22 protein-coding genes and 1 pseudogene are annotated in these 26,868 nt (G+C 71.3%); 11 read left to right on the forward strand and 12 right to left on the reverse strand.

Annotated elements, in window-relative coordinates:
- Positions 1–132 precede the first annotated feature (132 nt).
- The 4 genes from AB0M87_RS26130 (at position 133) to AB0M87_RS26145 (ending at position 5,045) form a co-directional block, all read left to right on the forward strand.
- Positions 133–1,821: an ABC transporter ATP-binding protein gene (locus AB0M87_RS26130; RefSeq protein WP_365856993.1), complete on the forward strand. Its 1,689-nt coding sequence runs from the start codon at positions 133–135 to the stop codon at positions 1,819–1,821.
- Positions 1,818–3,311: an NAD(P)/FAD-dependent oxidoreductase gene (locus tag AB0M87_RS26135; RefSeq protein ID WP_365856995.1), complete on the forward strand. Its 1,494-nt coding sequence runs from the start codon at positions 1,818–1,820 to the stop codon at positions 3,309–3,311. The genes AB0M87_RS26130 and AB0M87_RS26135 overlap by 4 nt, the downstream gene beginning before the upstream one ends.
- A complete protein-coding gene (locus AB0M87_RS26140) occupies positions 3,308–4,606 on the forward strand; it encodes an NAD(P)/FAD-dependent oxidoreductase (protein WP_365856997.1) in 1,299 nt (432 codons plus the stop codon). Before AB0M87_RS26135 ends, AB0M87_RS26140 begins: the two co-directional genes overlap by 4 nt.
- 85 nt (positions 4,607–4,691) lie before the next feature.
- A complete protein-coding gene (locus tag AB0M87_RS26145; RefSeq protein ID WP_365856999.1) occupies positions 4,692–5,045 on the forward strand; it encodes a hypothetical protein in 354 nt (117 codons plus the stop codon).
- 24 nt (positions 5,046–5,069) lie between these two features.
- Here AB0M87_RS26145 and bla read toward each other — a convergent pair whose 3' ends face one another.
- The 3 genes and pseudogenes from bla to AB0M87_RS26160 form a co-directional block, all read right to left on the reverse strand.
- Entirely contained in the window at positions 5,070–5,987 is a 918-nt protein-coding gene (gene bla / locus AB0M87_RS26150; protein WP_365857001.1) for a class A beta-lactamase, read from the reverse strand.
- Between the two features lie 104 nt (positions 5,988–6,091).
- Complete coding sequence (locus AB0M87_RS26155; RefSeq protein WP_365857003.1) at positions 6,092–7,420, reverse strand: lipase family protein; 1,329 nt, start codon at positions 7,418–7,420, stop codon at positions 6,092–6,094.
- A 156-nt stretch (positions 7,421–7,576) separates the two neighbouring features.
- Positions 7,577–7,888: pseudogene (locus AB0M87_RS26160) on the reverse strand (Uma2 family endonuclease); the annotation flags it as partial.
- Positions 7,889–7,969: 81 nt separating this feature from the next.
- On the opposite strand from AB0M87_RS26160, the gene AB0M87_RS26165 reads away from it, so the two are divergent.
- Positions 7,970–8,332, forward strand: coding sequence for a DUF1801 domain-containing protein (locus AB0M87_RS26165; protein ID WP_365857005.1), 363 nt, complete (start codon positions 7,970–7,972; stop codon positions 8,330–8,332).
- 462 nt (positions 8,333–8,794) lie between these two features.
- Here the strand turns inward: AB0M87_RS26165 and AB0M87_RS26170 are convergent, their stop codons facing one another.
- The 3 genes from AB0M87_RS26170 to AB0M87_RS26180 are packed head-to-tail and all read right to left on the reverse strand — an operon-like array spanning position 8,795 to position 12,338.
- Positions 8,795–10,372 carry a PTS transporter subunit EIIC gene (locus AB0M87_RS26170; RefSeq protein ID WP_365857007.1) on the reverse strand — a complete coding sequence of 526 codons (1,578 nt, stop codon included), beginning with the start codon at positions 10,370–10,372 and terminating at the stop codon, positions 8,795–8,797.
- Positions 10,373–10,416: 44 nt separating this feature from the next.
- A complete protein-coding gene (gene murQ / locus AB0M87_RS26175) occupies positions 10,417–11,364 on the reverse strand; it encodes an N-acetylmuramic acid 6-phosphate etherase (protein ID WP_365857009.1) in 948 nt (315 codons plus the stop codon).
- A 50-nt stretch (positions 11,365–11,414) separates the two neighbouring features.
- Positions 11,415–12,338: a MurR/RpiR family transcriptional regulator gene (locus AB0M87_RS26180; RefSeq protein WP_365857011.1), complete on the reverse strand. Its 924-nt coding sequence runs from the start codon at positions 12,336–12,338 to the stop codon at positions 11,415–11,417.
- 99 nt (positions 12,339–12,437) lie between these two features.
- Here AB0M87_RS26180 and AB0M87_RS26185 point away from each other — a divergent pair, with 99 nt between their 5' ends.
- Together AB0M87_RS26185 and AB0M87_RS26190 are read left to right on the forward strand one after the other, a co-directional pair.
- Positions 12,438–12,788, forward strand: a complete 351-nt coding sequence (locus AB0M87_RS26185) for a hypothetical protein (protein WP_365857013.1) — start codon at positions 12,438–12,440, stop codon at positions 12,786–12,788.
- Positions 12,785–13,051, forward strand: a complete 267-nt coding sequence (locus AB0M87_RS26190) for a DUF4031 domain-containing protein (RefSeq protein WP_365857015.1) — start codon at positions 12,785–12,787, stop codon at positions 13,049–13,051. Before AB0M87_RS26185 ends, AB0M87_RS26190 begins: the two co-directional genes overlap by 4 nt.
- Positions 13,052–13,063: 12 nt before the next feature.
- Here the strand turns inward: AB0M87_RS26190 and AB0M87_RS26195 are convergent, their stop codons facing one another.
- A complete protein-coding gene (locus AB0M87_RS26195; RefSeq protein ID WP_365857017.1) occupies positions 13,064–13,666 on the reverse strand; it encodes a Uma2 family endonuclease in 603 nt (200 codons plus the stop codon).
- 121 nt (positions 13,667–13,787) lie between these two features.
- Positions 13,788–14,996 (reverse strand): Cmx/CmrA family chloramphenicol efflux MFS transporter, encoded by a 1,209-nt coding sequence (locus AB0M87_RS26200; RefSeq protein WP_365857263.1) that lies wholly within the window; start codon positions 14,994–14,996, stop codon positions 13,788–13,790.
- A 141-nt stretch (positions 14,997–15,137) separates the two neighbouring features.
- Between AB0M87_RS26200 and AB0M87_RS26205 the strand changes: the two genes are divergently transcribed.
- On the forward strand, positions 15,138–15,389 hold the full coding sequence (locus AB0M87_RS26205; RefSeq protein WP_365857019.1) for a hypothetical protein: 252 nt from the start codon (positions 15,138–15,140) through the stop codon (positions 15,387–15,389).
- A gap of 33 nt (positions 15,390–15,422) precedes the next feature.
- On the opposite strand, the gene AB0M87_RS26210 is transcribed toward AB0M87_RS26205, so the two are convergent.
- Positions 15,423–16,061, reverse strand: a complete 639-nt coding sequence (locus AB0M87_RS26210; protein WP_365857021.1) for a hypothetical protein — start codon at positions 16,059–16,061, stop codon at positions 15,423–15,425.
- Positions 16,062–16,232: 171 nt separating this feature from the next.
- Here AB0M87_RS26210 and AB0M87_RS26215 point away from each other — a divergent pair, with 171 nt between their 5' ends.
- Complete coding sequence (locus AB0M87_RS26215) at positions 16,233–16,922, forward strand: copper homeostasis protein CutC (RefSeq protein WP_365857023.1); 690 nt, start codon at positions 16,233–16,235, stop codon at positions 16,920–16,922.
- 6 nt (positions 16,923–16,928) lie between these two features.
- On the opposite strand, the gene AB0M87_RS26220 is transcribed toward AB0M87_RS26215, so the two are convergent.
- Positions 16,929–18,968, reverse strand: a complete 2,040-nt coding sequence (locus AB0M87_RS26220; RefSeq protein ID WP_365857265.1) for a UvrD-helicase domain-containing protein — start codon at positions 18,966–18,968, stop codon at positions 16,929–16,931.
- Between the two features lie 562 nt (positions 18,969–19,530).
- Between AB0M87_RS26220 and AB0M87_RS26225 the strand changes: the two genes are divergently transcribed.
- Positions 19,531–21,537, forward strand: a complete 2,007-nt coding sequence (locus tag AB0M87_RS26225) for a M4 family metallopeptidase (protein WP_365857267.1) — start codon at positions 19,531–19,533, stop codon at positions 21,535–21,537.
- 294 nt (positions 21,538–21,831) lie between these two features.
- Here AB0M87_RS26225 and AB0M87_RS26230 read toward each other — a convergent pair whose 3' ends face one another.
- Positions 21,832–23,493, reverse strand: coding sequence for a DNA repair helicase XPB (locus AB0M87_RS26230; RefSeq protein ID WP_365857025.1), 1,662 nt, complete (start codon positions 23,491–23,493; stop codon positions 21,832–21,834).
- 131 nt (positions 23,494–23,624) lie between these two features.
- Between AB0M87_RS26230 and AB0M87_RS26235 the strand changes: the two genes are divergently transcribed.
- Positions 23,625–24,302, forward strand: coding sequence for a VanZ family protein (locus AB0M87_RS26235; RefSeq protein WP_365857027.1), 678 nt, complete (start codon positions 23,625–23,627; stop codon positions 24,300–24,302).
- On the opposite strand, the gene AB0M87_RS26240 is transcribed toward AB0M87_RS26235, so the two are convergent.
- Entirely contained in the window at positions 24,283–26,856 is a 2,574-nt protein-coding gene (locus AB0M87_RS26240; RefSeq protein ID WP_365857029.1) for a helicase C-terminal domain-containing protein, read from the reverse strand. The genes AB0M87_RS26235 and AB0M87_RS26240 overlap by 20 nt on opposite strands.
- Positions 26,857–26,868: the final 12 nt, after the last annotated feature.

Consider the following 26,868-nt stretch of genomic DNA (forward strand, 5'->3'; position numbering starts at 1 on the left):
CGACGAGCCAGGTTATTTTTTCGATCTCCATCCTGATGATCCTCATCATCCTGTACGTGGTATTCAAGAATCGTTAGGGGCGCGTTCGCTATGACCGTTCGCGAAATAGCCAGGCGGCACCTGAGGATTCTGGTGACCGGAATTCTTCTGGGTCTGTTCGGGGCGGCGGCCTCGCTGGCGCAGCCCATGCTCATCGGACGGCTGATCACGGCTGTCGCCGCGCACGCCTCGCTGGTGTGGCCGCTGGTGTTCATCGTCGCGCTGTTCTGCGCGGATGCCGCCCTGTCCGGAACGCACGCCTACCTGATCGGGCGGGCCGGCGAAAACATCGTGTACGACATGCGAAGCGGGCTCACGGCCAGGCTGCTGCGCTCCGACATGTCCGCGTTCAGCCGGCTCGACCACGGCGACGTGTTCACGCGGATGGTCACCGACACCTCCCTGGCCCGGGTGTCGCTCTCCCAGTCGCTGGCCCAGATCGTCACCTCGACCTTCATGGTGGCGGGTGGCCTGACCCTCATGGGCTGGCTCGACTGGCGGTTGCTGGTGGTGACGGTCTGCTGCCTCGGAGCGGCAAGCGTGTGCTCGCTGCTGATGGCCCGCCAGGTGAGGCGGGCCGCAGTGCGGAACCGGGAGGACACCGGCGTGTTCGGCTCCAGGCTCCAACGGGTCATGGGAGCGATGAGCACGGTCAAGGCGTCCCGTGCCGAGCAGCGGGAGACCGACGACGTCAGCGGTGTCGCGGACGTCGCGCGCCGTTCCGGAATCCGGGTCAGCGCCCTGTCGGCCATGCTCACCCCCAGCATCAACGTCGGCACGCAGATCTCGCTCGCCGCCGTGGTCGGCTGGGGCATGTCACGGGTGGCGACCGGCGCGATGACGATGGCGGATCTGACCGCGTTCGTGATGTACCTGTTCTACCTGGTCTCTCCGCTCGCGCTGCTCTTCATGTCCATCGGGCAGTTCCAGCAGGGACGCGCGGCGATGGGCCGGGTGGACGAACTCGCCTCGATCGAGCAGGAGGAGACGGTCGCCCCGCCGCCCGCCGTCCCCCGGCCCGGGCCGGCCGTCACCTTCGAGAACGTGTCCTTCGGCTACGGGGAAGCGGGCACGGACGCCGTGATCGACGATGTGTCGTTCTCGGTGCCGGAGCGCGGGGTGACCGCGGTCGTCGGTCTGTCGGGCGCGGGCAAGACCACCCTCTTCCAGCTCATCGAACGTTTCCACCGGCCGTGGCAGGGCACCGTCCGGCTGGGCGGAACGGACCTGGCGCGGCTGCCGCTGGAGCAGATACGCACCACGGTCGGCTACGTCGAGCAGCACAACGCGCTGCTGCGCGGCACGATCCGGGCGAACCTGACCTACGCCAATCCGCACGCCGACGACACCGCCATCGCCAGGGCCGTTGAACTGGCAGCCCTCAGCGATGTCATCGAACGGCTGCCCGGCGGGCTCGACACCGAGCTCGGTGAGCTCGGCTCCGGCCTGTCCGGCGGACAGCGGCAGCGTCTGTCCATCGCCCGGACCCTCCTGCAGCGCCCGCGCGTCGTTCTGCTCGACGAAGCCACCGCGCATCTGGACAGCGACGCCGAGACCCGGCTCCGCGAGAGCATCGACGGCATGGCGCGCGAGTGCGCGGTGGTGGTCATCGCGCACCGCATCTCGACGGTCATGGCGGCCGACCAGATCATCGTCATCGAGGAGGGCCGGGTCCGCGCCACCGGGAGCCATCACGAACTCCTGGCGTCCGACAGCCTGTACAGCAGGCTGGCCACCCAGCAGCTCGCCCCCGCGCCGACGCTGGCACGGGCCGCCGGGTGAGCCGCGCCGACGCGGCCGTCGTGGGCACGGGACCCAACGGACTGTCCGCCGCCGTGACGCTGGCCCGGGCCGGGCTGACCGTCGATCTGTTCGAGTCCGCCGACACGGTGGGCGGCGGACTGCGCAGCGAGCCGCTGTTCGACAGCGACATCGACCACGATATCTGTTCGGCGGTCCACCCGATGGCACCCGCTTCGCGGTTCTTCCGGGAATTCGACCTGTCCGCACACGGGGTGGAACTGATCCGGCCCGAGATTCCCTACGCCCACCCGCTCGAAGCGGGCCGGGCCGGGCTCGTCCACCGGAACCTCGACGCGACCGCGGAGCGGCTCGGTGCCGACGGGGCACGCTGGCGCCGGCTCATGGCGCCACTGGTCGACCACAGCCGCGGCGTCGTCGACCTGATGCTGTCCGGGCAGCGTTCCCTGCCACCGGACCTGCCGGCCGCGCTCTCACTGGCCGGACGCGTCCTGCGCCACAGCACCCGGCTCACCGGCGGTTCGGCCCTCCGTACCGAGGAGGCCCGCGCGCTGCTCACCGGAGTGGCCGCGCACGCCGTCGGAAAGCTGCCGAGCCCCAGCGCGGCGGCGGTCGCGATGCTGCTGGGCCATCTCGCGCACAGCAGCGGTTGGTGCGTGCCCCGAGGGGGCAGCGCGCGTATCGCCGAGGCCCTGACGGCCGACCTGCTGGCCCGTGGGTGCTCCTTCCACACCGGACACGAGGTACGCGGTCTCGCCGAACTGGCCGGCTACCGGGTCGTGTTCCTCGACATCGGTGCCCGCTCCCTGCTGACCGTCGCCGGGGACGCGTTGCCCCGCGGCTACGCGCGCAGCCTCGCCCGGTTCCGGTACGGGCCGGGAGCGGCGAAGGCCGACTTCCTCGTGTCCGGTCCGATTCCCTGGTCGCACCCGGAGGTCGGCAGGGCCGGGACCGTGCACATCGGCGGTGACCAGGCGGCCATGTTCCGGCAGGAGACGCTGACCCAGCGGGGTGTCGCCACCGACGAACCGTTCGTCCTGGTCGTCGATCCGGCCGTCACCGACCCGGGCCGGGCCCGCCCCGGCAAGCGGCCGGTCTGGGCGTACGCCCACGTCCCCAACGGCGACACCCGTGACCCTGTCGATCTCGTCCAGCGCCGCATCGAGCGTTACGCACCCGGCTTCACCGACACGATCGTCGCCGCCCGGGGCGTCTCGGCGGCCGGGTACGAGAAGTACAACCCGAACTACGTCGGCGGCGACATCGGTTCGGGCGCCATGAACCTGTACCAGGCCGTGGCCCGCCCGGCCCCCCGGCTCGATCCTTACCGCACCCCGCTGCCCGGGGTGTACCTGTGCTCGGCCGCCACGCCCCCGGGCCCCGGCGTCCACGGCATGTGCGGCTATCTCGCGGCCCGCTCCGCGCTCCGCCGCGAATACGGCATCAGGGCAGCACCCGACCTTTCCCCGTCCCCGACGGAGAACACACCGTACGAGAGGGAGACCCGATGACTCACGCCAGCTCCACGACGGACTACGACGCGGTGGTGGTCGGCGGCGGTCCGACCGGCGCCACCACGGCTGCCCTGCTGGCCCAAGCCGGTCATCGGGTGCTGGTGCTGGAACGGGAGAGGTTCCCGCGCTTCCACATCGGGGAGTCGATGATCACCGGCATGCTGAGCGTCATCGAGCAGTTGGGGCTGACGGAACGCCTCGACGCGATGGGCTTCGAGCGCAAATACGGCATCAGCCTGGTGTGGGGGCGCGAACGAGGCCTGTGGAGTGTGAGTTTCCGCGAGGCGGGCTCGTACGAGTACTCGTACCACGTGCACCGTGACCGCTTCGACAAGCTGCTGCTCGACCGGGCCGCCGAACTGGGCGCCGTGGTCGAACAGGAAGCCACCGTGCGGGACGCGATCGTGGTGGACGGCCGGGTGACCGGCGTGCGGTACACCAAGGACGGCGAACTGCGCGAGGCGAACGCCCGCGTGGTCGTGGACGCGTCAGGCCAGGCCAGGACGATCGCCCGGCGCTTCACCGAGGTGGACTGGAACGGACAGCTGCGCAACCTGGCCATCGGGCGCTACTACACCGGCTGCAACCGCATGGAAGGTGACGAACACGGCAACATCCTGGTGGAGAAGGTCGGCGACGACGACGGCTGGTTCTGGGGCATCCCGCTCGGTGAGTCGCTGCTGAGCGTCGGCTACGTCGCTCCGACCGAGGACATCCGCCTCGAAGGCCTCGACCACGCCGAGCTTTTCGAGAAGAAGCTCGCGCAGACCACCTATATGCGTGACCTGCTGGCTCCGGGCACGCCGAGCAGCGAGTTCCGCACCAGCAGGGACTGGTCGTACATGTCCCGCGAGTTCCACGGCCCCGGCTGGGTCACCGTGGGCGACGCCTCCTGCTTCATCGACCCGCTGCTGTCCAGCGGTGTCTGCCTGGGCATGCTGTGCGCGGTGCCGCTGGCCCAGGCCATCGGGATCTTCCTGAAGGACCCCGGCCAGGAGGAGCGGGTCTTCAGCCGGTACGCACGGGGCAGCCGGGACTTCGCCGAGGGCATCCTCGACTACGTCCTCTTCTTCTACGACCAGCAGCGCGACCGTGAGGACTACTTCGAGCGCGCGGCGGCCATGGCCAACTCCGAGGTCTTCCGGTCTCCCCGGAAGGGATTCGTCGCCCTGATATCCGGGATCGCCGGTATGGGACCGATCTTCACCATGGAGGAGACCGAAGCGGACGGAGCCGGCGCCGATGGTGAGGCGGCCGCTCGAGAGGCAGTCGCGGCACAGCCGGCTTCCTGACCGTGGTCACAACCGGCCGGGAGACTCCGGTGATACCCGGGCCGACCCGGCCGTTCATGCCCCGGCCGTCAGGTTCTGGGCCGTCATGTTCTGGCCCGTCACGTTGTGGGCCGTCGTGTTCTGGGCCGGCGTGGCACTCACCTGTGCGGGTGTCGGCGAGCATCTGCGGATGTTCGCCGCCGCCGCGCCCGGGGACTTCACGTGGTCGATGACGCCCCTGGGCCCGGTCATGTTGGTGGCCATGGCGACCCTCACGATCGGAGTGGTCGTCTCCGGATTCGCGCGGGCGCCGGTGGGCCGGACCGGGGGTGCCGGGATCGTGCCGGCCGGCGCGATCCCCGCCGGGGCGGTCGTCTCCCGGCGGCGGCGGCCGGTGGACGGCATCGACGACGCGTTGTCCGCCGAGTGGCTGAAGCGGGCGCGGGCGCTCGAGGGGTGAGGGCGGCGCTCTGCCGCCCGACGTTCAGCCGAGTGCCTCCGCCAGCAGCCCGGCAGCCGCCGCCACCAAGGGGTAATCCGCTGCGGACGAGGCGTCCTGGTGGGTGGTGAGGACGGCGAGCACGATCGGCGTACCGTCCGTGGTCCAGGTGACACCCACGTCGTTGTTGGTGCCGTACTCGCCGCTGCCGGTCTTGTCGGCGATCGTCCAGTCGGCGGGGAGCCCGGCACGGAAACTCTGCCCGTTGGTGGCGCTGTTCCGCATCCAGGTGGCCAACCGCTCCCGGTCCGGCCGGCCCAGGACGCGACCGACGACGAGACGGGCGCAGGTCGTCGCGATGGCGCGTGGACTGGTGGTGTCCTCCACCCGCCACGGCTCGGCCGAGTTCAGCTCGGTCTCCCACCGGTCGAGCCGGGTGGTCGGGTCACCCACCGACCTGGCGAAGCGGGTGACCGCCGGAGGGCCCCCGAGCTCCCTGAGCAGCAGGTTCGCGGCGGTGTTGTCGCTGATGGAGACGGCGGCGGCGCAGAGTTCCGCCACCGTCATGCCACCTGACAGGTGCTCGGGGGTACCGGTCACCGGGGAGTAGGAGACCAGGTCGGCCTCGGTGTAATGGATCCGCTCGGCGAGGAACTCGCCGTGCCGGTCGAGGTCCCGCAGCACGGCGGCAGCGGCGAGCGTCTTCCAGACCGAGCACATCGGGAAGCGTTCGTCGGCGCGGCGGACGACGGTCTCGCCCGTACGCAGGTTGCGGCCGAACACTCCCAGGCGAGCGTGGTGCTCCTGCTCGAGGTCGCTCAACCGCCGGTCGACGGCGCGGGAACGGGCCGGGGCCGCGGACGCGGACGCCGTCGCGCCCAGCGGGAGGGCGGCGAGCGCTGTTCCCGCACCGAGGGCGAGAACCGTACGACGGGCGGGTCCTCGAACCTCTCGTGCGTACAAGACCGGACCTCCTGCGATGAGACGGTGGACACCCCGCATGATGCCACGGTGGCCCCGACCGTTCCCGAGCGAAGGAACTGTTCAGGCCGTTCAGCCCTGGCGGCTCACGGCTGGAAGGGCATCGTCGCGCAGTTGGAGGTGGTCGGCTTGCCCGCCAGGCGGTCGGACAGCCAGGAGATGGCGGAGCCCTGGTCGGCGATGGCCGGTGTGAGGTGGTTGATCAGCGTCCGGTCGCCGAGGTTGGGCAGCCGCAGGGGCTTGTAGGTGACGTTCGCGCCCTTGTCACACCAGTCCACGGCGAGTTGCCGTACCTGTGAGTGCACCACGATGTCGTCCGCCACGCCGGTCGCCACCCGCACCGGGCCGGACGGCTTCAGCTTGCCGATGCGCTGTGCGTCCAGGACGGCCTGGACCTCGGGGGCGGCCGCGATGACGTCGGAGATGGGCTTGCCGCTGGTCGTCCACGACGAGCTCTTCCTGAACCCGTAGCCGAAGACCGCGTCGCCGACGCACATGGTGGACAGGTCGGCGAGTGCGGCCTTGCCCGCAGCGTTGATCTGCGTATCGGCGAAGCCGGCCAGGGCCGGGTCGGACTGGAGGAAACCGTTGATCGACCAGCCCAGCGCACCGGCCAGAGCGCTGCCGTCGATGCCCTTCATGACCGTGGTCAGGTCGGCGGGTGGCGCACCGGCGTAGGTGCCGGACAGGTGGACGTCGGGGGCGTAGGACGACTGGAGTTCGGCGGCCGCGGCGGTCGCCCCACCGCCTTCGCTGTAACCGTAGAGGCCGACGCGGGATTCGGGGCCGATCGAGGCCCCGGGCACGGTGTGTGCCGCGCGGGCCGCATCGAGGACCGCATGTGCTTCGTCGACGCGATTGACGTAGGTGTGCAGCCGGTCGGTCGCGCCGAGCCCGACGTAGTCGGTGAGGGCCACGGCCACGCCCTTGGCGAGCAGCCGGTAGATCGCCAGGTCCTCGTAACCGACGGACACCGTCCCGCTGTTGATCTGGAGGGGGTGCTGCAGTGCCAGCGAGGGCGCGCACTGGTCGCCCTGCCCCATGGTGCCCGAAGCGAAGGCGACCAACGGCCGGGGTCCGCTGCCCGACCAGGCGGCCGACGGTTCGATGTACGCGCCGGTCACGGCGGCCGGCTTGCCGTTCGAATCGGTGGTCCGGTACATCAGCCGGGTCGCTTTGCCGGGCAGCGGTCCGTCGAGTCCCGGCAGGCTCAGATCGAGCGGCAGCGGTTCGGTGCGTATCAGCGTGCCGTTGGCGGCGGGCAGTTCGGCGGGTGGGTTGTAGAACGACGGGATGGTGACCCCTCGGGACACCTCGTTGTCTGATCCGGAGGCGGCGGCCGCCGGTACCGCGTAAGCGCCGAGACAGGCGGCGGTGGCCATGGCGGTGGCCACCAGTCGTTTTTTCGCATGCATGAGGGACTCCACGGTGAGACCTGTGATGCGGGTACCCGGAACTTACTTACTGGTCAGTAAGAAAACAAGGGTTCGGACCGTGGTGTTCACGTGCGTGGGCATGCAGGATCGCGGGGCCGGCCGGTGGAGGTGTCGCCGTTTCAGCAGACGGGACGGTCAGTCGGTGTACTCCTTGAGCTCTTCGGTCTCCAGGGTGATCCCCAGAGGGGCCGGCAGCTCGACGGTCTTCCCGTAGGCGTACGAGGTGTTCTGCTGATACGTCCCGCCTTCCGGGTCGCTGAACACGGTGACGGTGTGCGCGTCGCGGTCGATGAGGAGGTAGACGGGGATCGATGCTGCGGCGTATCCGACAGGCTTCTCGACCCGGTCGCGACGGTTGGTGTCCCGGTCGTGGGAGGTGATCTCGACCGCCATGAGGGTGCCGTCGGCGGCGGACCACTCGCCGTGCCCCTTGAAGTGGCCCCGGGGCGTCCCGGCCGATGAGTTTTCGGATCGTGTTCGGTCCACCCACCGCAAGCACCGCACCGACGACCCCTGGGGGACGGACTCATGGCCAAGTACGACACGGTTGACGCCTATCTCGCTTCGCTCGACCAGCCGCTGCGCGAGATCGCGGAGCAGGCCGGGAAGGTCATCGACGCCGCCTTCGACGGGCCCCGGAGCGCGATGTTCCACGGTCACCCGGTCTGGAGCATGGGCGCGACGCCCGGCAAGCAGCCGGTGGCCCTGATCAAGGCTTATGCCTCGTACGTGACCTTCGGTCTCTGGCGCGGGCAGAAGATCGACGACACGTCAGGACGGCTGGAGGCCGGGGCGCGCGAGATGGCGAGCGTCAAGCTGCGGTCGGTGGCGGACATCGACGGCCCGCTGTTCAGCGCGTGGATCGAGCAGGCGCAGGCCTTGGAGAGCTGAGGCACCGGCGCCGGGGCGAGGTGGGCGGCTGGGGGTCCCACCCCTGGAAACCGTGAACACATTGCCTTCTGTTGTTCACTGGCCACTCATGTGAGCGGCCGGCTGACACTTCGACGGTAAGTGCTCACGCTTTTTCGAGGGGGTGCCGGAGGAAGCGCAGGCACATGGTCAGTCTCGAACGCGGCACGACGCGGTCGACTCGCGGGACGGCCGGATCGGCCGGGTGATGGCCCGGGAGGGCGGCTGCGTACAGCTGCGACCGCCGGGCGGCGGTTACGAGTGGGACTGTCCGCCGGAGGCGCTGGCGCCCGCTCCGTCGGGGGAGGTGCTGCGGGCGCGGGTCACGGAACTGAACCGTGCGGGGCGGCTGCCATGCCCGGTACGGGCTGACCGGCACCGCAGGGCGCACCCCCGTTCCACAGCGGGTGCGCCCTCTGCCCGGGGCCGCGCGACCGTGCGCTGTCAGACGCCCGCCGGTTCCTGGGCCGGGCCGCCCGGGGAGCGGTCGTCGTTCGGTGCCGGTGCCGGTGCCGGTCCGGCGGTCACGGCGGTACTGGTCGCTGCCGCAGCGGGGTCGACGTTGAACTCCGCAAGGAGCGCCTTGCTGAAGCCGAAGAAGTACGTGGCGACGAAGCCCGCGAGGTAACCGACCAGCAGCCCGCCCGCGTAGATCGTGAGCGAGGTGCCCAGGCCGTGGTCGCCCTTGAGCAGCGGGAACAGGGCCCAGCCCGATGGGCCGATGGCCGTGGAGCCCATCGAGTCGCCGAGCTGGTTGAAGAGGCCGATGAAGCCGCCGCCGAAGGCACCGCCGACGCAGGCGGTGACGAACGGTCGGCCGAGGGGCAGCGAGACGCCGTAGATGAGGGGTTCGCCGACGCCGAGGAAACCGGCGGGGAGCGCGGACCTGATGGTCTTGCGGATCGATTTGTTGTGCGGGAGGCGCAGGTAGACAGCCACCGCCGAGCCGACCTGGCCGGCGCCCGCCATCGCCAGGATGGGGAGCAGCACGGTGTAGCCCTGCTGCTCGATCAGTGTGGTGTGGATGGGGATCAGCGCCTGGTGCAGGCCCAGCATCACCAGCGGCAGGAACAGCCCACCGAGGATGAAACCGGCCCCCGCGCCACCGTGGGCGAGCAGCCAGGTGGCGAAGTCGCCGATGGCGTGGGAGACCTCACCGGCCACGTACATCAGTCCGAAGAGCGTGACGAGGCCGGAGACCAGGACGGTGAGAGTGGGGGTGAGCAGGACGTCCAGGGATTCCGGCATGAACCTGCGGCACCACTTCTCGACGTACACCGCGAGCACCGCCGCACCGAGCGCACCCAGCACACCCCCCTGGCCGGGGGAGAGTTTCTCGCCGAAGGCGGAGACGTTCGCGACGCCCGGATAGACGATGATCGCGGCGACCGCACCGCCCAGGATGGGCGTCCCACCGAACTCCTTCGCCGTGTTGTAGCCGACGAAGACGGCGATCAGCGCCATGAAAGCGGAGGCGATCGCGGCGAGCGCGGGGGTGACGCCGGTCAGCCATCCCGCGTTGACCAGCAGCCCGTTGATGCCGGCGATGATGCCGCAGCCGATCAGCGCGGGGATCAGCGGGACGAAGATGTTCGCGATCTTCCGGAGGAAGAGCTTGACGGGTGTGGCGTTCTTCGCCTTGCGTTCGGCCCGCATCGCCGCGCCCCGGTCGGCGAGGCCCTCGGCGGTGGCCGCCGGAGCCACGGCGGGCGGCCCGGCGGCGGTGCTCGCAGCGGCGGCCCCCGCCGGGGCGGCGGCCCGGTCCTCGGCCACCAGGGCCTCGAACTCCGGGGTGACCCGGGCGACGGTGCCCGGTCCCAGCACGATCTGGAACGTCTCGTCGTCGACCACACCCATGACGGCGGGCAGTGCCTTCAGCGGCTCGCCTTGCACCAGCGAGCGGTCGGCCAGGCCGAGTCGCAGCCGGGTCATGCAGTGGGCGACGGAGGTGACGTTCTGCGCGCCGCCTACGAGAGGCAGGATCGCGGCAGCGGTGGCGCGGTTCTTGTCAGGAGTGCTCATGGTGCGTGGTGCCTTTGGTTCGGGTGGCGCGGGGGGTTGTCGGTTCAACTGGTGCGGGTCGTGGCGCGCAGCGCTGCGCGCAGGTGGCCCCGGCTCTCGTCGAGCAGGCGCACGGCGGTGTGCGCGTCGACGGTGCCCAGGATGATGAGGATGGCGGTCTTCACCTCGCCCTCCGCGGCGGTGAGCGCGGCCTCGATCTCCGCGTCATCGGCTCCGGTGGCCAGCTCCACGATGCGGCGGGACCGGGCGCGCAGCTTCTCGTTGGAGGCCCGGACGTCGACCATGAGGTTCCCGTAGGTCTTGCCGAGTCGGATCATGGTGATCGTGGAGAGCATGTTGAGCACCAGCTTCTGGGCGGTGCCCGCCTTCAGCCGGGTCGAGCCGGTGAGCAACTCGGGACCGACGACGACCTCGATGCCGTGCTCCGCGGCCGATCCGAGTGCGCTGTCGGCGTTGCAGGACAGGCCGACGGTGAGGGCGCCGAGACCACGGGCGTGCTCGACCGCACCGATCGCGTAGGGGGTGCGGCCGGAGGCGGAGATGCCGACGACGGTGTCGTCCGCGGTGAGGCGCAGTGCGTCCAGGTCGTCGGCGGCCAGCTTCTTGGAGTCCTCCGCGCCCTCGACCGCGGTGACCATGGCGGACGGGCCGCCCGCGATGAGGCCGAGCACCTCCGACGGGTCGGTGTTGAACGTGGGCGGGCACTCGCTGGCGTCCAGCACGCCCATCCGGCCGGCGGTTCCCGCGCCCGCGTAGACGAGCCGGCCGCCACGGGACATCCGGGCCGCTATGGCGTCGATGGCGGCGGCGATCTGCGGGAGCCGGGCGGCGACGGCGGTGGGGACGGTGGCGTCCTCACCGTTCATCAGCCGGGCGATCTCCTCGGTGGGCAGCTGGTCGATCTCGGCGAGCTCGGGCCGGAACGCCTCGGTGGTGAGGGTGTCCAGCTGGGCGCGCAGCGCTCCGTAGTTGTTGGAAGCGGTGGAGGTCATGATCTGTGCGGCTCTTTCTGGTGCGGCGGGACCGGTTCGGCGGGACCCGGTCAGCGGCCGGTGCGGGGGGTGTGGCGGTGGGCGAGCGCCTCGTAGGAGGCGGAGAGCGCGGGGGCCGCCTTGTCGTACGTCCGCTGCATCACGCCGATGAACAGGCAGTCCACGACAAGCAGCTGGCTGGTCCGGGAGGACATCGCGGCCGGCCGCAGCTCGCTCTCGCGGGCCGTGGACGTGGTGAGTATGTGGTCGGCGTACTGCGAGACCCGGCCGTCGGGGCGGCCGGTGATCGCGATGGTGGTCGCGCCGTGCTCGAAGGCGGTGTGCAGCGGCTCGATGACGTCTCCGGTGGCGCCCGAGTGAGTGATCGCTATCGCCACGTCGCCGGAGCGGAGCTGCACGGCGTTGGTGACGGCGAGGTGCGGATCGGCGTGGGCGTGCGCGATCAGCCCGATGCGCAGCAGCTTCTGGGCCAGGTCCTGACCGACCAGGGAGGAGGCGCCGACGCCGTAGATGTCGATACGGCGGGCGGTGGACAGCGCGGACACCGCTGCACCGAGCTGGACGGTGTCCAGGGCGGCCGCGGTGTCGGCGAGGGTCTGCTGCTCGTCATACGCCAGCTTGCTGACCACATCGGCGATGGGGTCGTCGACCGCGATGTCGGCGGTGACCGAAGGGGCCCGGCCGGACTGCTGCTGGGCGGCGAGCCCGGCCAGCGCGAGCCGCAGATCGCGGTAGCCCGGATACCCGAGGATGCGGGCCGTCCGGACCACGGTGGCCTCGCTGGTGCCGGTGAGCTCGGCCAGACCGGTGACCGTGAGGGCGGCGCAGCCGGCCGGATCGCCCGCCACCGCCTCCGCGACCAGCTGCATCGAGCGGGTCATCGACGGCGCGAGGGTGCGCACCTTGGCGGAGAGGGCCGCGGGGGCGGGCGGCGCCGAGACGGTGGTGAAAATTTCCTTCACGTTGTTGGTCACGTCTGAAAGATATTTTCGGACCCCGGGATCGTCAAGCCCTCCCGTCCCGGCCGGAGGTCATCCGGCCGGGCGACAATCCGGCCGGGCGACAATGGAGCCATGGAACCCGTATCGCCCCTGGAACAGTCCCTGCATGTGGCGCGGGCGCTGGTGCTCGCCGATCTCGCCGCGCGTGGCGTGGCCCAGGCCGACGTCGTCTCGCTGGTCGAGGACGCGGTGACGCATCGGCGGTGGTGGGTCGAGCAGTGGCCGGCCGGCGCGGAGTTCGTTGCCGGCCTGGTCGCCCAGGACGTCCAGGACGCGCTCCTCGAAAGGTTCGGCCGCTGGCCGCTCTGCCCGGTCTGTACCGACCCGCACGCTCTGGAAGTGGAGCCGGAGTTGGGCCCGGACCCGCACTGGGTGTGTGTCAAGGAGGCCGTGATCGTGGCTCCGGTCGGGAAGCTGTCATGACGCTCTACATCGATCCGCCGACCTGGCCGGGCCACGGGCGCATGTGGTCGCACCTGGTCAGCGACGTCTCCTACGAGGAACTGCACGCCTTCGCCGAGTCGATCGGCTGCCCCCCACGGGCGTTCGAACGCGATCACTACGACGTGCCGTCGCACCGGTACGCGGACGCGGTGGCGGCGGGGGCGGTCGAGGTCGGCTCGAAGGAGATCGTGCGCAGGCTCACAGCGGCCGGTCTGCGCCGGCCGAAGGGCCGCCCCGCGTAGGACCCGGCCGCGTCAGCCGGGGAAGGCCGCGGTGTCCAGCACCCCGCCGAACGGCTCCGGCAGCTTGACCTGCTCCCCGAAGGGGATGCGCTCGCTGTGCTTGTACGCCCCGTTCTGCGGCCCGCCGAACAGGGTGGCCGTCGGGCCGTGCTCGTCGAAACGGTCGATCAGCAGGTACCTGGGCACGGGGGCATGGGCATAGGCCCACAGCTTCTTGGTCCGGTCGTCCTTGGCGTTGCTCTTCGAGGTGATCTCGACGACCAGCAGCGCCTCGGCCGCGTCCACCGGGTCGCTGATGTCCGGATCGGCGGCGGCGATCAGCGCGCGGGGCATGATGACCAGATCCGGTACGTACAGTTTGCCGAGGGGGGCGATATGGATGCCGAGGGTCTGATAGACCCCGAGCTCCTCGGGCAGCGTGCGGTAAAGCACCCGCTGAACCGACTCAGCGATGCCGTTGTGGTGTGCGTGTGGCGGCGGTACCACGAGGATCTGCCCTCCGTCGATCTCGGCGCGCCACCCCTCGGGCACGTCCAGCTCCCGCCAGGCATGCAGCAGGTCGTCCCACGGCCGGCAGTGCGGCGTGCGGTCGTTCTCGGCCATCGCGGCGGTCATCGCGACTCCCTTCTCCGGTGGCCCGACAGGGCGAGCGTAGATCGACTGAAACACGGCGCGGGCCGCTTCCCTCAGCGTCCCACGGACGAGTGAACAGCGCAGCAACCGCGGCCCGGCGGCGTCAGACGCTGTCCGCCCCGACCGGCTCGGTGGCGAGGTCCGTCGACCGGGCGACCACCCGCGACTGCGATCGGTGCAGCCGCAGCGACACCGTCACCGCCCCGAGCGCCACCAGCGCCATCGCCGCGCCCGCCCAGGCCGTGGACGCGAAGCCGAAGCCGGCGCTGATGACCATTCCACCCAGCCAGGGGCCGCCCGCGTTGCCCAGGTTGAAGGCGGCCGTGGTGGTCGCGCCGGCCAGTGTGGGGGCGGCGCCCGCGACGTTGAATATCCGGGCGTTGAGGGCGGGGGCGGTGTAGAACGCCGAGGTGCCCAGCAGGAACGACAAGAGCACCGCCGCGACCGGGCTGTGCGCCAGCAGGGCGAGGGCGACCAGGAAGACCGTCGAGGCGGCGATGCCGGTGAGGAGCACACCGAAGAGGTGCGCGTCCGCGACCCGGCCGCCGATGACCGTACCGATCAGGGCGCCGACCCCGAAGAGCGCGAGGACCGTCGGGACCCAGCCGTCGGCCAGGCCGGCGACGTCCGTCAGCAGGGGCGCCAGGTAGCTGAACGCGCAGAAGACGGCGCCCCCGGCCAGCGCGGTGACGACGATGGAGAGCCAGACCTGGCGGTCCCGGTAGATGGCCAGCTCGCCGCGCAGGCGCGGTTTCGCATCGGGGAGCGGGATGCGGGGGATCAGCGTCGCCACCCCCACCAGGGCGATCGCGGAGGCGGCGCCGACCGCCCAGAAGGCCGAGCGCCAGCCCAGGTTCTCGCCGAGGAAGGCACCTGCGGGGACGCCGAGGACGTTGGCTATCGAAAGCCCGCCGATCATGACCGCCATGGCCCGCGCGCGGGCGTTCACCGGCACCATCGCGATGGCCACCGCGGCGCCGACCGCCCAGAAACCGGCACAGGCGAGGGCGCTGATCACCCGGGAGGCGAAGAGCAGCGCGTAGTTGGGTGCCAGCGCACCCGCCACCTGGCCGAGGCCGAACACCGTGATCAGGCCGATGAGCGTGGTGCGCCGGGGGAGCCGCAGGGTCGCCACCGCGAGCAGCGGGGCGCCGACCACCATTCCGATCGCGAAGGCCGAGATCAGCAGACCGGCCCGCGGGATGGAGACATGCATGTCGTCGGCGATGTCGGGCAGCAATCCGGAGAGCATGAATTCACTGGTTCCGAGTGCGAAGACCGCGAGCCCGAGAACGTGGACGGCGAGTGGCATGCGGGTACGGGTGGCGTTGTCGGGCATGCCGGCGCCAACACGGTGCGGGACGGTGACATTCCCGCCGGCATTCCCGCGCGGGCGGGTGGTGAATGCCGGTGCTGTGCATTGCGACGGGGGAGTACGGGGAGGAAACAGGGCATGACGGTGAGCACTGACGCCCAGGAGGCGGACGGCGGGCCGACGAAGGGCGCGTACGTCATCGACACTCGGTGCGGCGAGATCGGCGAGGTCGTGCGGCGCAGCGACGCGACGCTGCGGCTGCGGCCGCCCGCGGGCGGCCGGGGGTGGGACTGCCCGGCCGACGCGGTACGGACGGCCACCGCCCGCGAGCAGCTCGACGCCCGCACCGCGCTCGCCAACGCCCGCAGCCGTGGGGACGTCTGCCGCTGATCGGCGCGGGGTGGATGGGCGGGGCGTCGGGGGTCAGACGGTGAGCAGTTCCAGCTCCGTCGCCAGGTTCCGCCGGGCGGCGGTCTCCCACCGGTCCGCTCCGTAGGGCGTACGGAACAGCCTCGGCAGCCCGAGCAGTTGACGCAGCACCGCGGCGCGGCCCTCACGGAACGCCTGGTCGGGGACGAAGGAGTACTCGTCGCGGATCGAGGCGGCGTACGCCGCGTAGTCGGCGGGGCTGCTCGCCAGGATCGCCAGATCGGCGTCGCACAGCACCTCACCGTTGGTGTCGCCGGGCTGGGGATCGTGGCTCACGGTCAGCCTGACCAGCCGGGCGACCTCGGCCGTACGCGCGCCGGGCACCCGTGCCTCGGTGAGCGCGCGCTCCGCCAGCTGTGCGCTGCGCTCCTCGTTCTCCGAGCGGTCGGGCCGGTAGACCGCGTCGTGGAACCAGGCCGCGAGCCGGACCGCTTCGGGGTCGGCCGCGTGTTCGGCGAGGGTGTCGACGTGGTCGAGGACCGCGGTCAGGTGGGTGGCGGTGTGGTAGCGGCGCTGCGGCTCCGCCCAACGTGCGAGCAGTTCTTCCGCGTACGGGGCCGGGTCCGGGCCACCGGCTCCCTCGCGGGCGGCGGTGAGGGTGTGACGCCAGCGGGACGTGAGGTCTTCGGGCATGGGGCCATTGTGCGCGGCGGCCTGTACCGGATGCGATGCCCGTTCATCGGCAGGGCGGGCCGGTCACCGGCAGGGCGGCCCCTTCAATGGCGGGGCAGGCTGCGGTGACTGGAGGCCGGGCCTTAGGGTGTCCATTGGACTAGACCTGTAGCCCTCGAAGATAGGGATCTGATGAGTAACCGCGCAGTTCTGGAGGTGATCGCGCTCTCCGCTCAGGACGCGATCGCCGCCCAGGCCGGAGGGGCCGACCGCCTTGAGCTGGTCACCGATATGGCGGCCGACGGGCTGACACCGCCCCCTGAGACGTTCGCGGCGATCCGCGCGGCCGTCGACATCCCGCTGCGCGTGATGCTGCGTCTGTCCGACGGTTTCGCCGCCGGGGACATCGACGAGCTGCTCGCGTCGGCGCGGGTGCTGCGCGCGGAGGGTGCGGAGGAGTTCGTCCTCGGTTTCCTGGACGCCGGCGGCAGCCCCGACCTGGTCGCCATGGAGCGGATCATCACGGAGATCAACGGCTGCCGGTGGACGTTCCACCGAGCCATCGACCGGGCTGCCGACCGTGACGCGCTCCGGAAGGAACTCGCCGGCCTGCCCGGCCTGGACACCTACCTCACCGCGGGCGCGGCGTCCGGGGTCTCGGAGGGGCTGCCCACGCTGGAGGCGGAGGCCGCACAAGCCGGGAAGCCGGGCTACGAGGCGCAGATCATGGTGGGCGGGGCGTTGCGGCTCGAACACCTGCCCCGGCTCGTCGCGGCCGGCATCGACGCGGTGCACATCGGTGGGGCGGCCCGGCCCCGCGGGTGGGCCGGGCCGGTCGACGCGGGTGCGGTGGCCGAGTGGCGGTCGGTGCTGGACGGCTGAGCCCGGTCAGCCGAGTTGCTCCGGCAGCGGCGCCCGGTGCGTGACGATCAGCCCGGAAACGGCCCGGGTGAGCGCGACGTACAGACGGCGCAGCCCGGTCCGTTCGTCGGGTTCGCCGTCGACCACCGCGGCCGGTTCGTCCAGTACCACGTAGTCGTACTCCAGGCCCTTGGCCAGCGAGGCCGGGACCAGGGTCAGCCGGGCCTCCGCGCTGGTCTCCTCGCCCGGGTCCAGGTATGCGAGCCCCGCCGCGTCGAGTGCGGCGGCCAGCGCGGGAATCCTCGCGTCGGCCGCGATCAGCCCGGTCGAGCCTTCGTGGCGCAGCGAGTCCCGGCAGGCGGTGACGGCCGCGGCGTCCAGATCGTCCGTCGCCCGGACGTCCAGCGAGCCCGGGTTCTCCCGCACCGACGAGACCGGGGCGAGCCCGGGCGACATGTGGGGGAGCAGCCGCGAGGCGTAGGCGATGACCTCGCGCGGCACCCGGAAACCGGCCGTCAGCTCCTCCACCAGTGCGTCCCCCTTGCCGAGGTGCCGCAGCGCCTCGTCCCAGCTCGCGGTGGCCCACGGCGTGGTGCCCTGCGCCAGGTCGCCGAGCACGGTGGCCGATCCGGTGGTGCAGCGGCGGCCCACCGCGCGGTACTGCATCGGCGAGAGGTCCTGCGCCTCGTCGAGCACCACATGGCCGAGCGAGTGCGTACGGGCCACCAGGTCACCGGCCTCGTCGATCAGTACCGCATCCGCAGCTGACCACTTGGCGGACTTCACGGACCGGGCCGGTTTCACCCACAGGATGGTCTTCTGCTCGTCGTCGCTGAGGATCCCCGCCGCGTGGGTGGCGAGGAACTCCCCGTCGGACAGCAGCCGCAGCACCAGCTTCGCCGGATCGACCACCGGCCACACCGCCTTGACCACGGCCTTCACCGCGGGGTTCCGGGCCACCGCGTCCTGCACCCGGTCGTCGGGCGCCTCGCCGGCCTGCTCCATCCGGACCAGCACGGCGTGCGCGATGCGCTGCGGGAGGGCGTCGTGGGCGGCTCCGTAACGGATGTCCCGCGTCAGCAACTCGTCGACGATCTCCTGCAGTTCGTATGCCGGGACGCGCCAGCGGCGCGAACCGCGCACCACCACGGCCGGTTCGGCCGGCAGGGTCACATGCGACCGCAGCGCCCGGCGCAGCACCTCGGCCATCCTCGCGTCGCCCTTGATGACCGCGGCGGCGGCCTCGTCCGTGCACCGGACCTCGACGCCCGTCACCAGGTCGTCGACCGTCGCCTGCTTGACCTCCAACTCGCCGAGCGCGGGCAGCACCTGCTCGATGTAGTGCAGGAAGGACTTGTTCGGCCCGATGACCAGGGTGCCGGTACGGGCCAGCCGGTCGCGGTGCGCGTAGAGGAGATACGCGACGCGGTGCAGCCCCACGGCGGTCTTCCCGGTACCGGGCCCGCCCTGCACACAGACCGTCCCGCCGAGCTCCGACCGTACGATCTCGTCCTGTTCGGGCTGGATCGTCGCCACGATGTCCCGCATCGGGCCCACGCGCGGCCGCTCGATCTCCGTCTGCAGCAGCTTGCTGGTCCGGGCGGTTTCGCCGGGGTCGGTGAGGTGCTCGTCCTCGTACGCGGTGAGCTCACCGGCGGTGTAACCGAACCGGCGCCGCAACCCGACGTCCAGCGGGTTCTTCGAGGACGCCCGGTAGAAGGGCTGCGAGACGGGGGCCCGCCAGTCGATGACCATCGGGTCGCCGTCCCCGTCGTGCACATGCCGCCGCCCGATGTAGAACCTCTCCCCCTCGGCGCCTTCCGCCAGGTCGGCGCCCGGGGCGTGCAGGTAGTCGAGCCGGCCGAAGAAGAGGGGGGTGTGCGAGAGGTCGGCGAGGGCCTTGATCCGGTCGGTGATCTGGGCCTGCAGCACGGCCGCGTTGACCCAGTTCGCGGTGACGTCGCGGATGTCGAGACCTTCCGCGTCCTCCCGCATGGCGCGCAGCGCGGCTCGGGACGCGGTGAGATGGGCGCGCTCCCGGGCGAGTGGGTTGTCCTGGGTGGCCATGTCCTGCTGGTCCTGCGCGTGCGTGGGCACGGTGTTGCCTCCGGCGGGGGTGCGGGTGGTCATGGCGCGGTGGGGGAGCGGTGATTGTAGTGCGGTGGCTTGTGCTCGGGCGAACGGTTTTGTCCCCGCTCCTCCCGGAGCCTCCGGCCGCGGGGGTCTTGTCCTCTCCGACCGGACCGGACCGACCGGGTCGACCGGGCCGGCAGGCGGGGAAGGTTTTCAGCCAAACCTCTGATGTGACCCTGTCAATTCGGGTCCCGGAATGTCATTCTTCCCCCGGCCGTCACACAACTCGCACAGTCGGTTCACGTCACGAACGACTGTTCGCCTGCTGTCCGTGGCCGCCAGGTGCAGCACGCAGCGGGACACCGGTCCGCCAGTCCGGGCTCCCGCACAGTTCTGGCCGGACGGCCACCCCGCCGCCCGGTTGTCGACGACCGTGCGACCCACGGTCAGGCAGAAGGAGCCAGTGTTGAGTACGTCTCACAGACACCCCTCCCATGTCCCCACCGGCGGGCGCAGGCGCGCTGCTGCTACCGGCGCCCTCGTGGCCGTCGCCGCGATGCTCTCCGTAGCGGTGCAGACGGGAGCGGCCTCCGCGGACTCGAACGCGGCTGCCGCGCACAAGAGGCCCATACCGCTGGTCGGCAAGGTCGACACGGGCGCGCTGCCCGCCAAGCTCACCCCATCCCAGCGTGCCGAGCTGATACGTGACGCCAACGCCACCAAGGCGGACACGGCCAAGGACCTCGGCCTGGGCGCCAAGGAGAAACTGGTCGTCAAGGACGTCGTCCAGGACCGGGACGGTACCGCGCACACCCGCTACGAGCGCACCTACGACGGCCTTCCGGTCCTCGGCGGCGACTTGGTGGTGGACACCGCCAAGTCCGGAAAGACCAACGGGGTCACCCGCGCGGTCAGCACGCGGCTGAAGAACGTCGACACCACGGCCACCGTGAAGCCGGCGACGGCCGAGAAGAAGGCGCTGAGCCTCGCCGCCGACGCCGGTTCGAAGAAGACCACCGCCGACCGGGCCCCCCGCAAGGTGGTCTGGATGGCCAAGGGCAAGCCCACCCTCGCCTACGAGACCGTGGTCGGCGGCCTCCAGGACGACGGCACCCCGAACCAGCTGCACGTCGTCACCGACGCCGCCACCGGCAAGAAGATCTACCAGTGGCAGGCCATCGAGAACGCCACCGGTACCGGCAACACCCGGTACAGCGGCACGGTCTCGCTGAGCACCTCGGGTTCCGGCTCGTCGTACTCGCTCAACGACACGGTTCGCGGCGGCCACAAGACGTACAACCTGAACCACGGGACGTCCGGCACCGGCAGCCTCGTCACGGACTCCGACAACGTCTGGGGCGACGGCACCAACGGCAACGCCCAGACCGCGGCCGCCGACGCCCACTACGGCGCCGCCGAGACGTGGGACTTCTACAAGAACACCTTCGGCCGCAACGGCATCCGCGGTGACGGTGTCGCCGCCTACTCCCGGGTGCACTACGGCAACAGCTACGTCAACGCCTTCTGGGACGACAGCTGCTTCTGCATGACGTACGGCGACGGCTCCGGCAACAACGACCCGCTGACCGCCCTGGACGTGGCCGGCCACGAGATGTCGCACGGCGTCACCGCCGCCACCGCGGGACTCAACTACAGCGGCGAGTCCGGTGGCCTCAACGAGGGCACGTCGGACATCTTCGGCACCGGTGTCGAGTGGTACGCCAACAACTCGTCCGACAAGGGTGACTACCTCATCGGCGAGAAGATCGACATCAACGGCGACGGCACCCCGCTGCGCTACATGGACCAGCCCAGCAAGGACGGCGGCTCGGCCGACTACTGGTCCTCCGGCGTCGGCAACAAGGACGTCCACTACTCCTCGGGTGTCGCCAACCACTTCTTCTACCTGCTCTCCGAGGGCAGCGGGTCCAAGGTCGTCAACGGCGTCTCCTACAACTCGCCGACCTCCGACGGGCTCCCGGTCACCGGCATAGGCCGGGACAAGGCGCTGCAGATCTGGTACAAGGCGCTGACCGAGCAGTTCACGTCGACCACCAACTACGCGTCCGCCCGCACCGGCACCCTCGCCGCCGCGGCCGCGCTCTACGGCTCCAGCTCGGCCGAGTACAAGGGCGTCGAGAACGCCTGGGCCGGCGTCAACGTCGGTTCGAGGGACGGCGGTGGCGACCCGGGCGACCCCGGAGACCCCGGTAACGGCACCTTCGAGAACAGCAACAACGTGAACATCCCGGACGGGTACGGCTCAGCCGCATCGAACATCAGCGTGACCGGTATCAGCGGCGCGGCCCCGAGCAACCTCCAGGTATCGGTCGACATCAGGCACACCTACCGCGGCGACCTCGTCGTGGACCTGGTGGCACCGAACGGCGCGTACGCCCGGCTGAAGGACTCGAGCGCCTACGACTCGGCGGACAACGTCACCGGGACCTGGACGGTCGACGCCTCCTCGGTGGCCGCCGCCGGCACCTGGAAACTGCGCGTGCAGGACGTCTACTCCGGAGACACCGGCTACATCAACGACTGGAAGCTGGTCTTCCCGTAATCACCGACCGGTGACAGCACCGGCGCATGATCTGAGGCGCCGCTCCGGGGTGATGGGATCACCCCGGAGCGGCGCCCCGGTCGTTCCCCCGTAGGGGACCGCATGGGTCCTGAGTCGTACGCGGCCACCCCTGGCGTTCCGCCCTCAGCCCGACGCGCTGAAGCCGGCCGGAAACCATCATGGGAGGCATGAACACAGCAACCACCGCGCTCCGCGCGGTCAAGGCCTTCGTCTCCGCCGCGTTCAGCGTGGTCATCCTCGGCGAGTACGGCGGCTGAGGCCGACAGCCCGCGCTCACGCCGCCGTCTCGTCGCCCGACCCCGTCAGCAGATCGTCCGCGTCCACAATCCGGTACGCGTAACCCTGCTCCGCCAGGAACCGCTGGCGGTGCGCCGCGAAGTCCTGGTCGATGGTGTCCCGGGCGACCACCGAGTAGAAGCGGGCCTCGTGTCCGTCCGCCTTGGGGCGCAGTACCCGGCCCAGCCGCTGCGCCTCCTCCTGGCGCGAACCGAACGTGCCGGAGACCTGGATGGCGACCGTCGCCTCGGGCAGGTCGATCGAGAAGTTCGCGACCTTCGAGACGACGAGCACACTGATCTCGCCCTCCCGGAACGCCCCGAACAGCTTCTCGCGCTGCACGTTCGACGTCTCGCCCTTGATCACCGGAGCGTCCAGATGCTCGCCCAGCTCGTCGAGCTGGTCGATGTACTGGCCGATGACCAGGGTCTGCTCGCCCCGGTGTTTGCGGACCAGTGCCTCGGTGACCTTGCGCTTCGTCGCGGTCGTCGCGCAGAAGCGGTACTTCTCGTCGGCCTCGGCCGTCGCGTAGGCCAGCCGCTCCGTGTCGGTGAGGTTGACCCGGACCTCGACGCAGTCGGCGGGCGCGATGTAGCCCTGCGCCTCGATCTCCTTCCACGGCGCGTCGAACCGCTTGGGCCCGATCAGCGAGAAGACGTCCGACTCGCGGCCGTCCTCGCGGACCAGCGTCGCGGTCAGCCCGAGCCGGCGCCTGGCCTGCAGGTCGGCGGTGAACTTGAAGACCGGTGCGGGCAGCAGATGGACCTCGTCGTAGACGACCAGCCCCCAGTCGCGGGAGTCGAAGAGCTCCAGGTGCGGGTAGATGCCCTTCCTGCGGGTCGTCAGCACCTGGTAGGTGGCGATGGTGACCGGGCGGATCTCCTTCTTCGTACCGCTGTACTCGCCGATCTCGTCCTCGGTGAGGGACGTCCGGTTCACCAGCTCGTGCTTCCACTGCCGGGCCGAGACCGTGTTGGTGACCAGGATCAGCGTCGTCGCCTTGGCCTCCGCCATCGCGGCGGCGCCGACCAGTGTCTTTCCCGCACCGCAGGGCAGTACGACGACACCGGATCCGCCGTGCCAGAAGTTCTCGACGGCCTGCTTCTGGTACGGGCGCAGAGTCCAGCCGTCCTCCGCCAGGTCGATCTGATGGGCCTCACCGTCGACGTACCCGGCCAGGTCCTCGGCGGGCCAGCCCAGCTTCAGCAGGGTCTGCTTGATCTGGCCGCGCTCCGAGGGGTGCACGGAGACGGTGTCCGGGTCGAGACGGGCGCCGACCAGCGGGGCGACCTTCTTGGAACGGAGGATCTCCTCCAGCACCGGGCGGTCGGTCGAGGTGAGGACGAGGCCGTGCACCGGGTGCTTGGAGAGGGTGAGCCGCCCGTAGCGGGCCATCGTCTCGGCGACGTCCACCAGGAGGGCGTGCGGGACCGGATACCGGGAGAACTCGACCAGCGCGTCGACGACCTGCTCGGCGTCATGGCCCGCCGCACGGGCGTTCCACAGGCCGAGCGGGGTCAGCCGGTAGGTGTGGATGTGCTCGGGCGCACGCTCCAGCTCGGCGAACGGCGCGATGGCACGACGGCAGGCGTCCGCCTGGTCGTGGTCCACCTCCAGGAGGAGCGTTTTGTCGCTCTGGACGATGAGTGGTCCGTTCACGCGTGGAGTCCTTCCCGTGACAGCCAAACCTCCAGTGTGCCGCATGACGGCGGCGGACGGCGCGGTGCGGAAGGTCCGAGACACCTGCGTGCGGCCGACTGCCGTGCCGGGGCGGGGGTAGACGCGGTCGCATGGAATCCGAACCGCGGCTGCAGCGCCGCACTTGGCCGTCCGCAGTACTGCGCATGCTCGTGCTGTTGGTGGGATTCGTGTGCATGGTGGGGTTCGCGGTGGCGCTGGCCAAGGTCACCCTGCAGCCCTCGGCCGCGTCGGTGGACCTCACCCACACCAATCTGCGTCCCGGCGATTCGATCCGGATGTACCTGGACCAGCCGGCCTTCCGCGACACGGTCAAGCAGATCGGCGGCAATCTGCTGCTCGGCGTGCCCTTCGGGGTGCTGCTGCCGGTACTGATCCCCAAGGCGCGCGGTCCGCTGCGGGTGGTGCTGGTGACCGCCGTGGTGATGCTGCTGGTCGAGGCGGCGCAGGGCGCTCTGGTCGAGGGTCGCGCCTTCGACATCGACGATGTGATCCTCAATACCGCCGGCGCCCTGGTCGGCTACCTGCTGCTGGGGCGGCGGCTCGGGAGGGCCCTGCATCCACGTCGGCACCACTGGTGGCAGCGCTCCGGCGGGCCGGCGGGACCGGCTTCGGAGCGGCGGCCCGACCCGAAGAAGCGGCGGCCGGCACCGGAGAAGCGATGGCCCGCCCTGAAAAAACTCCGGCCCGCCTCGGAGAAGCGCGGGCCTGCCGCGAAGAAGTCCGCGCCCGCTGCCTGGTGGCGCTCGCTCAGGCCGGGTCGTCGGTGAGCTCGGCCACGCCCGTGATGCGGTGCAGCGGATACGTACGGACGTCGTCGGCGGTGTGGTCGTACGCGGTGACGAAACCGCCCTCGACGCGGACCGGTGCGATCACCCGTCGGCTGGCCGCACCGTCGGCGTTGACGTAACCGATCCAGAGCGCCGCCCCGGTCATCGCCGCGGCCTGGACGGTGGCGAGCGTCTCGGCCGCCGGGGTGCGGGGCAGGTCGCCCTGCTCGGGCACCGGTTTGTGGACCACGGTGGCAGCCGTGTCACCGGCCCTGATCGCCCGCAGCGCCGCACCGAGCAGCGTGTCGTCGGGGACCGGCGGGCCCTCCGGGACGGGAACGGGGGCGCTGCGGGGCGGCGTGCGGTAGGCGTCGGCCCGGGTGATCAGGACGTCCCCCTCGGCCGACTCGGCGGCGGGCGCGAAGCCCATCGAGCGGAGCCCTTCGAGCAGTTCGCCGGGGTCGGCCTGGGCGGCCAGCACGGTGGGCGCGAGCCGGCGCAGCCGCAGAGACTGGGAACGGGTGTCGGCCAGGATCTCGCTGAGCACCGCGTCGTCGTCGCAGCGCACGTACGAGGACGCGGCGCCGACCCGCAGATGACCGTGGCGCCTCGCCACGTCGTCGATGAGGTACGTCAGCGGCTGCGGTACCGGCGTACGGCTGTGGGTGGCAAGGAAGGCGTGCAGATCGGACGCCGTCTGCCCGGCGTCCAGCGCGCGGCGCACCGAGCCCCCGGTGAAGCGGTAGACGGTGGCGCCGCCTTTGGACTCGATGTCGGCGGCGACGCCGAGCAGCTCGGCGAGCGGGCGTTCCAGCGGGCCGGGCGCGACGGCGGTGAGGTCGGCCTGGAGCAGGACGTGGTCCAGCGGGACAGGGATGAGCGGGGCCAGTGCCTCGGCGGCGCGGGCGCGGGCCGTGGTGAGTTCGGCCGAGGTGGGGGCGGCGGTGGGCCCGGCGCCGCCACCCGGTTCCGCGCCGCCCAGCAGCGCCCTGCCGTGCGTGGCGAGGGCGCCGCGGCCGGTGATGCCGAGCAGCTCCGTCTCGTTCATCGTCCACTGGGCGATCCGGGAGCGCAGATCGCCGACCGCGGTGGCGCCGTGCGAGTACCGGGCGGCGGCGATGTCGGCCGCCGAGCTCTGCCCGGCGCCGCGGCCCGCGGTGGTGCCGCGCACCGGGCGTTCCCAGCGGAGCCGGGCCAGCAGCGATTCCGGCTCGGGCGCGGTGCCCGCGGGGAGGGTGGCCATCAGGGCCAGCACCCTGCGGCGCACCTCGGGGGCGGCCGAGCGGTCCAGGTCCGGGCCCAGCGTCGACAGGGCGCGGCCCTTCGCGTCGAGGCCGCCGATCAGGCCCGGGGTCCGGGTCGCGGTGAGCCAGGCGGTGACCAGGTCGGCCCAGCGGTCCTGGGCGGGGGATTCCAGCCAGGCGTCGTAGAACGGGGTGGCGGCGAACCGCTCGTCGTCCCCCGTTGCCTTAAGGGCACGGGAGGTACCCCCACCCCCGTCGGTGGCCAACAGGCCGGCGGCGTAAGCGAGTTCGACCCAGAACGCGGCCAGCTGCTCGGTGCAGTCGAGCGCGGCCGCGGTGCGCTTGAGGTCGCGGACGCTGAGGCCGCCGGAGCGGAGTACGGCGGGGCCGCCCTCGTTCCAGTCCTTGAGGAGCTCCTCGATGGTGTCGAGCGCGACGAATGCCTGTCCGGCCGCCGCCGCGTCCACAGCCTGTGGACCGTAGTCCCGGGCGGGCGCGACGGTGGGCGGCCGCGGCTCGGTGGACCGGTGCGCGCGTCCGGCGCGCAGATGCAGGGCGGCCTCCCGGGGGAGCACGACCGTGCGGGCGCTCGCGGGCAACAGCAGACCGTGGTCGCGCAGCCAGCGCACCGGACGGGTCGGGTCGGCCGTCACCTCTCCGTACGGGGGCCCCCAGACCAGCCTGCTCAGCACGTTCAGGGACTCCACCGGGGCCTCGTCGAGCAGCGCGGACATCCGCTGCCGGTCGGTGAAGAGCGCGGTCAGCGCGGCCACCGCGGACACCGAGTCGTGGGTGCCCGAGAGGCCCACCGCGGTGACGATCTCCTGAACGCGGCCCGGTGACATCCCGACGGTGGCCTCGGCCACGGTCGGGCCGAGACCGGTCGGCGACGGGTGCGTGGGGGAGGGGGCGAGCAGTTCGCGGGCGGTGCGCACCAACCGCAGCCGGTCGTCCGCGCCCCAGATCAGCGCCTGTTCCCGCAGCACCCCGACCGCGCCGGGCAGTTCGGCCTCGACGACCGGGTCGCAGTCGTCACCGCCCATCAGGGCGAGCAGCGCCGGATACGGGGCGGGATCGGGCGCGACGGCCAGTGCCTCCGCGGTCTGCAGGGTGAACCGGTCGAGGTGTTCCAGTGCCCGGATCACCGAAGCGCGGGTTCCCGCCCGGGTGGCGAGCGCGCCGATGTCGCCGGGCACCGGCGTCAGCAGATCCGGCCGCGCTCTCAGCAGGGCCTCGAGTGACGCGTCGTCACGCGTGCGCAAGGCCTCGGCGAGGGTGCGCGGTGGCGTGCTGTGTGTTCGTTCCGGCACGTGCGCCTCCCA

It is taken from the genome of Streptomyces sp. NPDC051320 (assembly GCF_040682175.1).
Classification (GTDB): domain Bacteria; phylum Actinomycetota; class Actinomycetes; order Streptomycetales; family Streptomycetaceae; genus Streptomyces.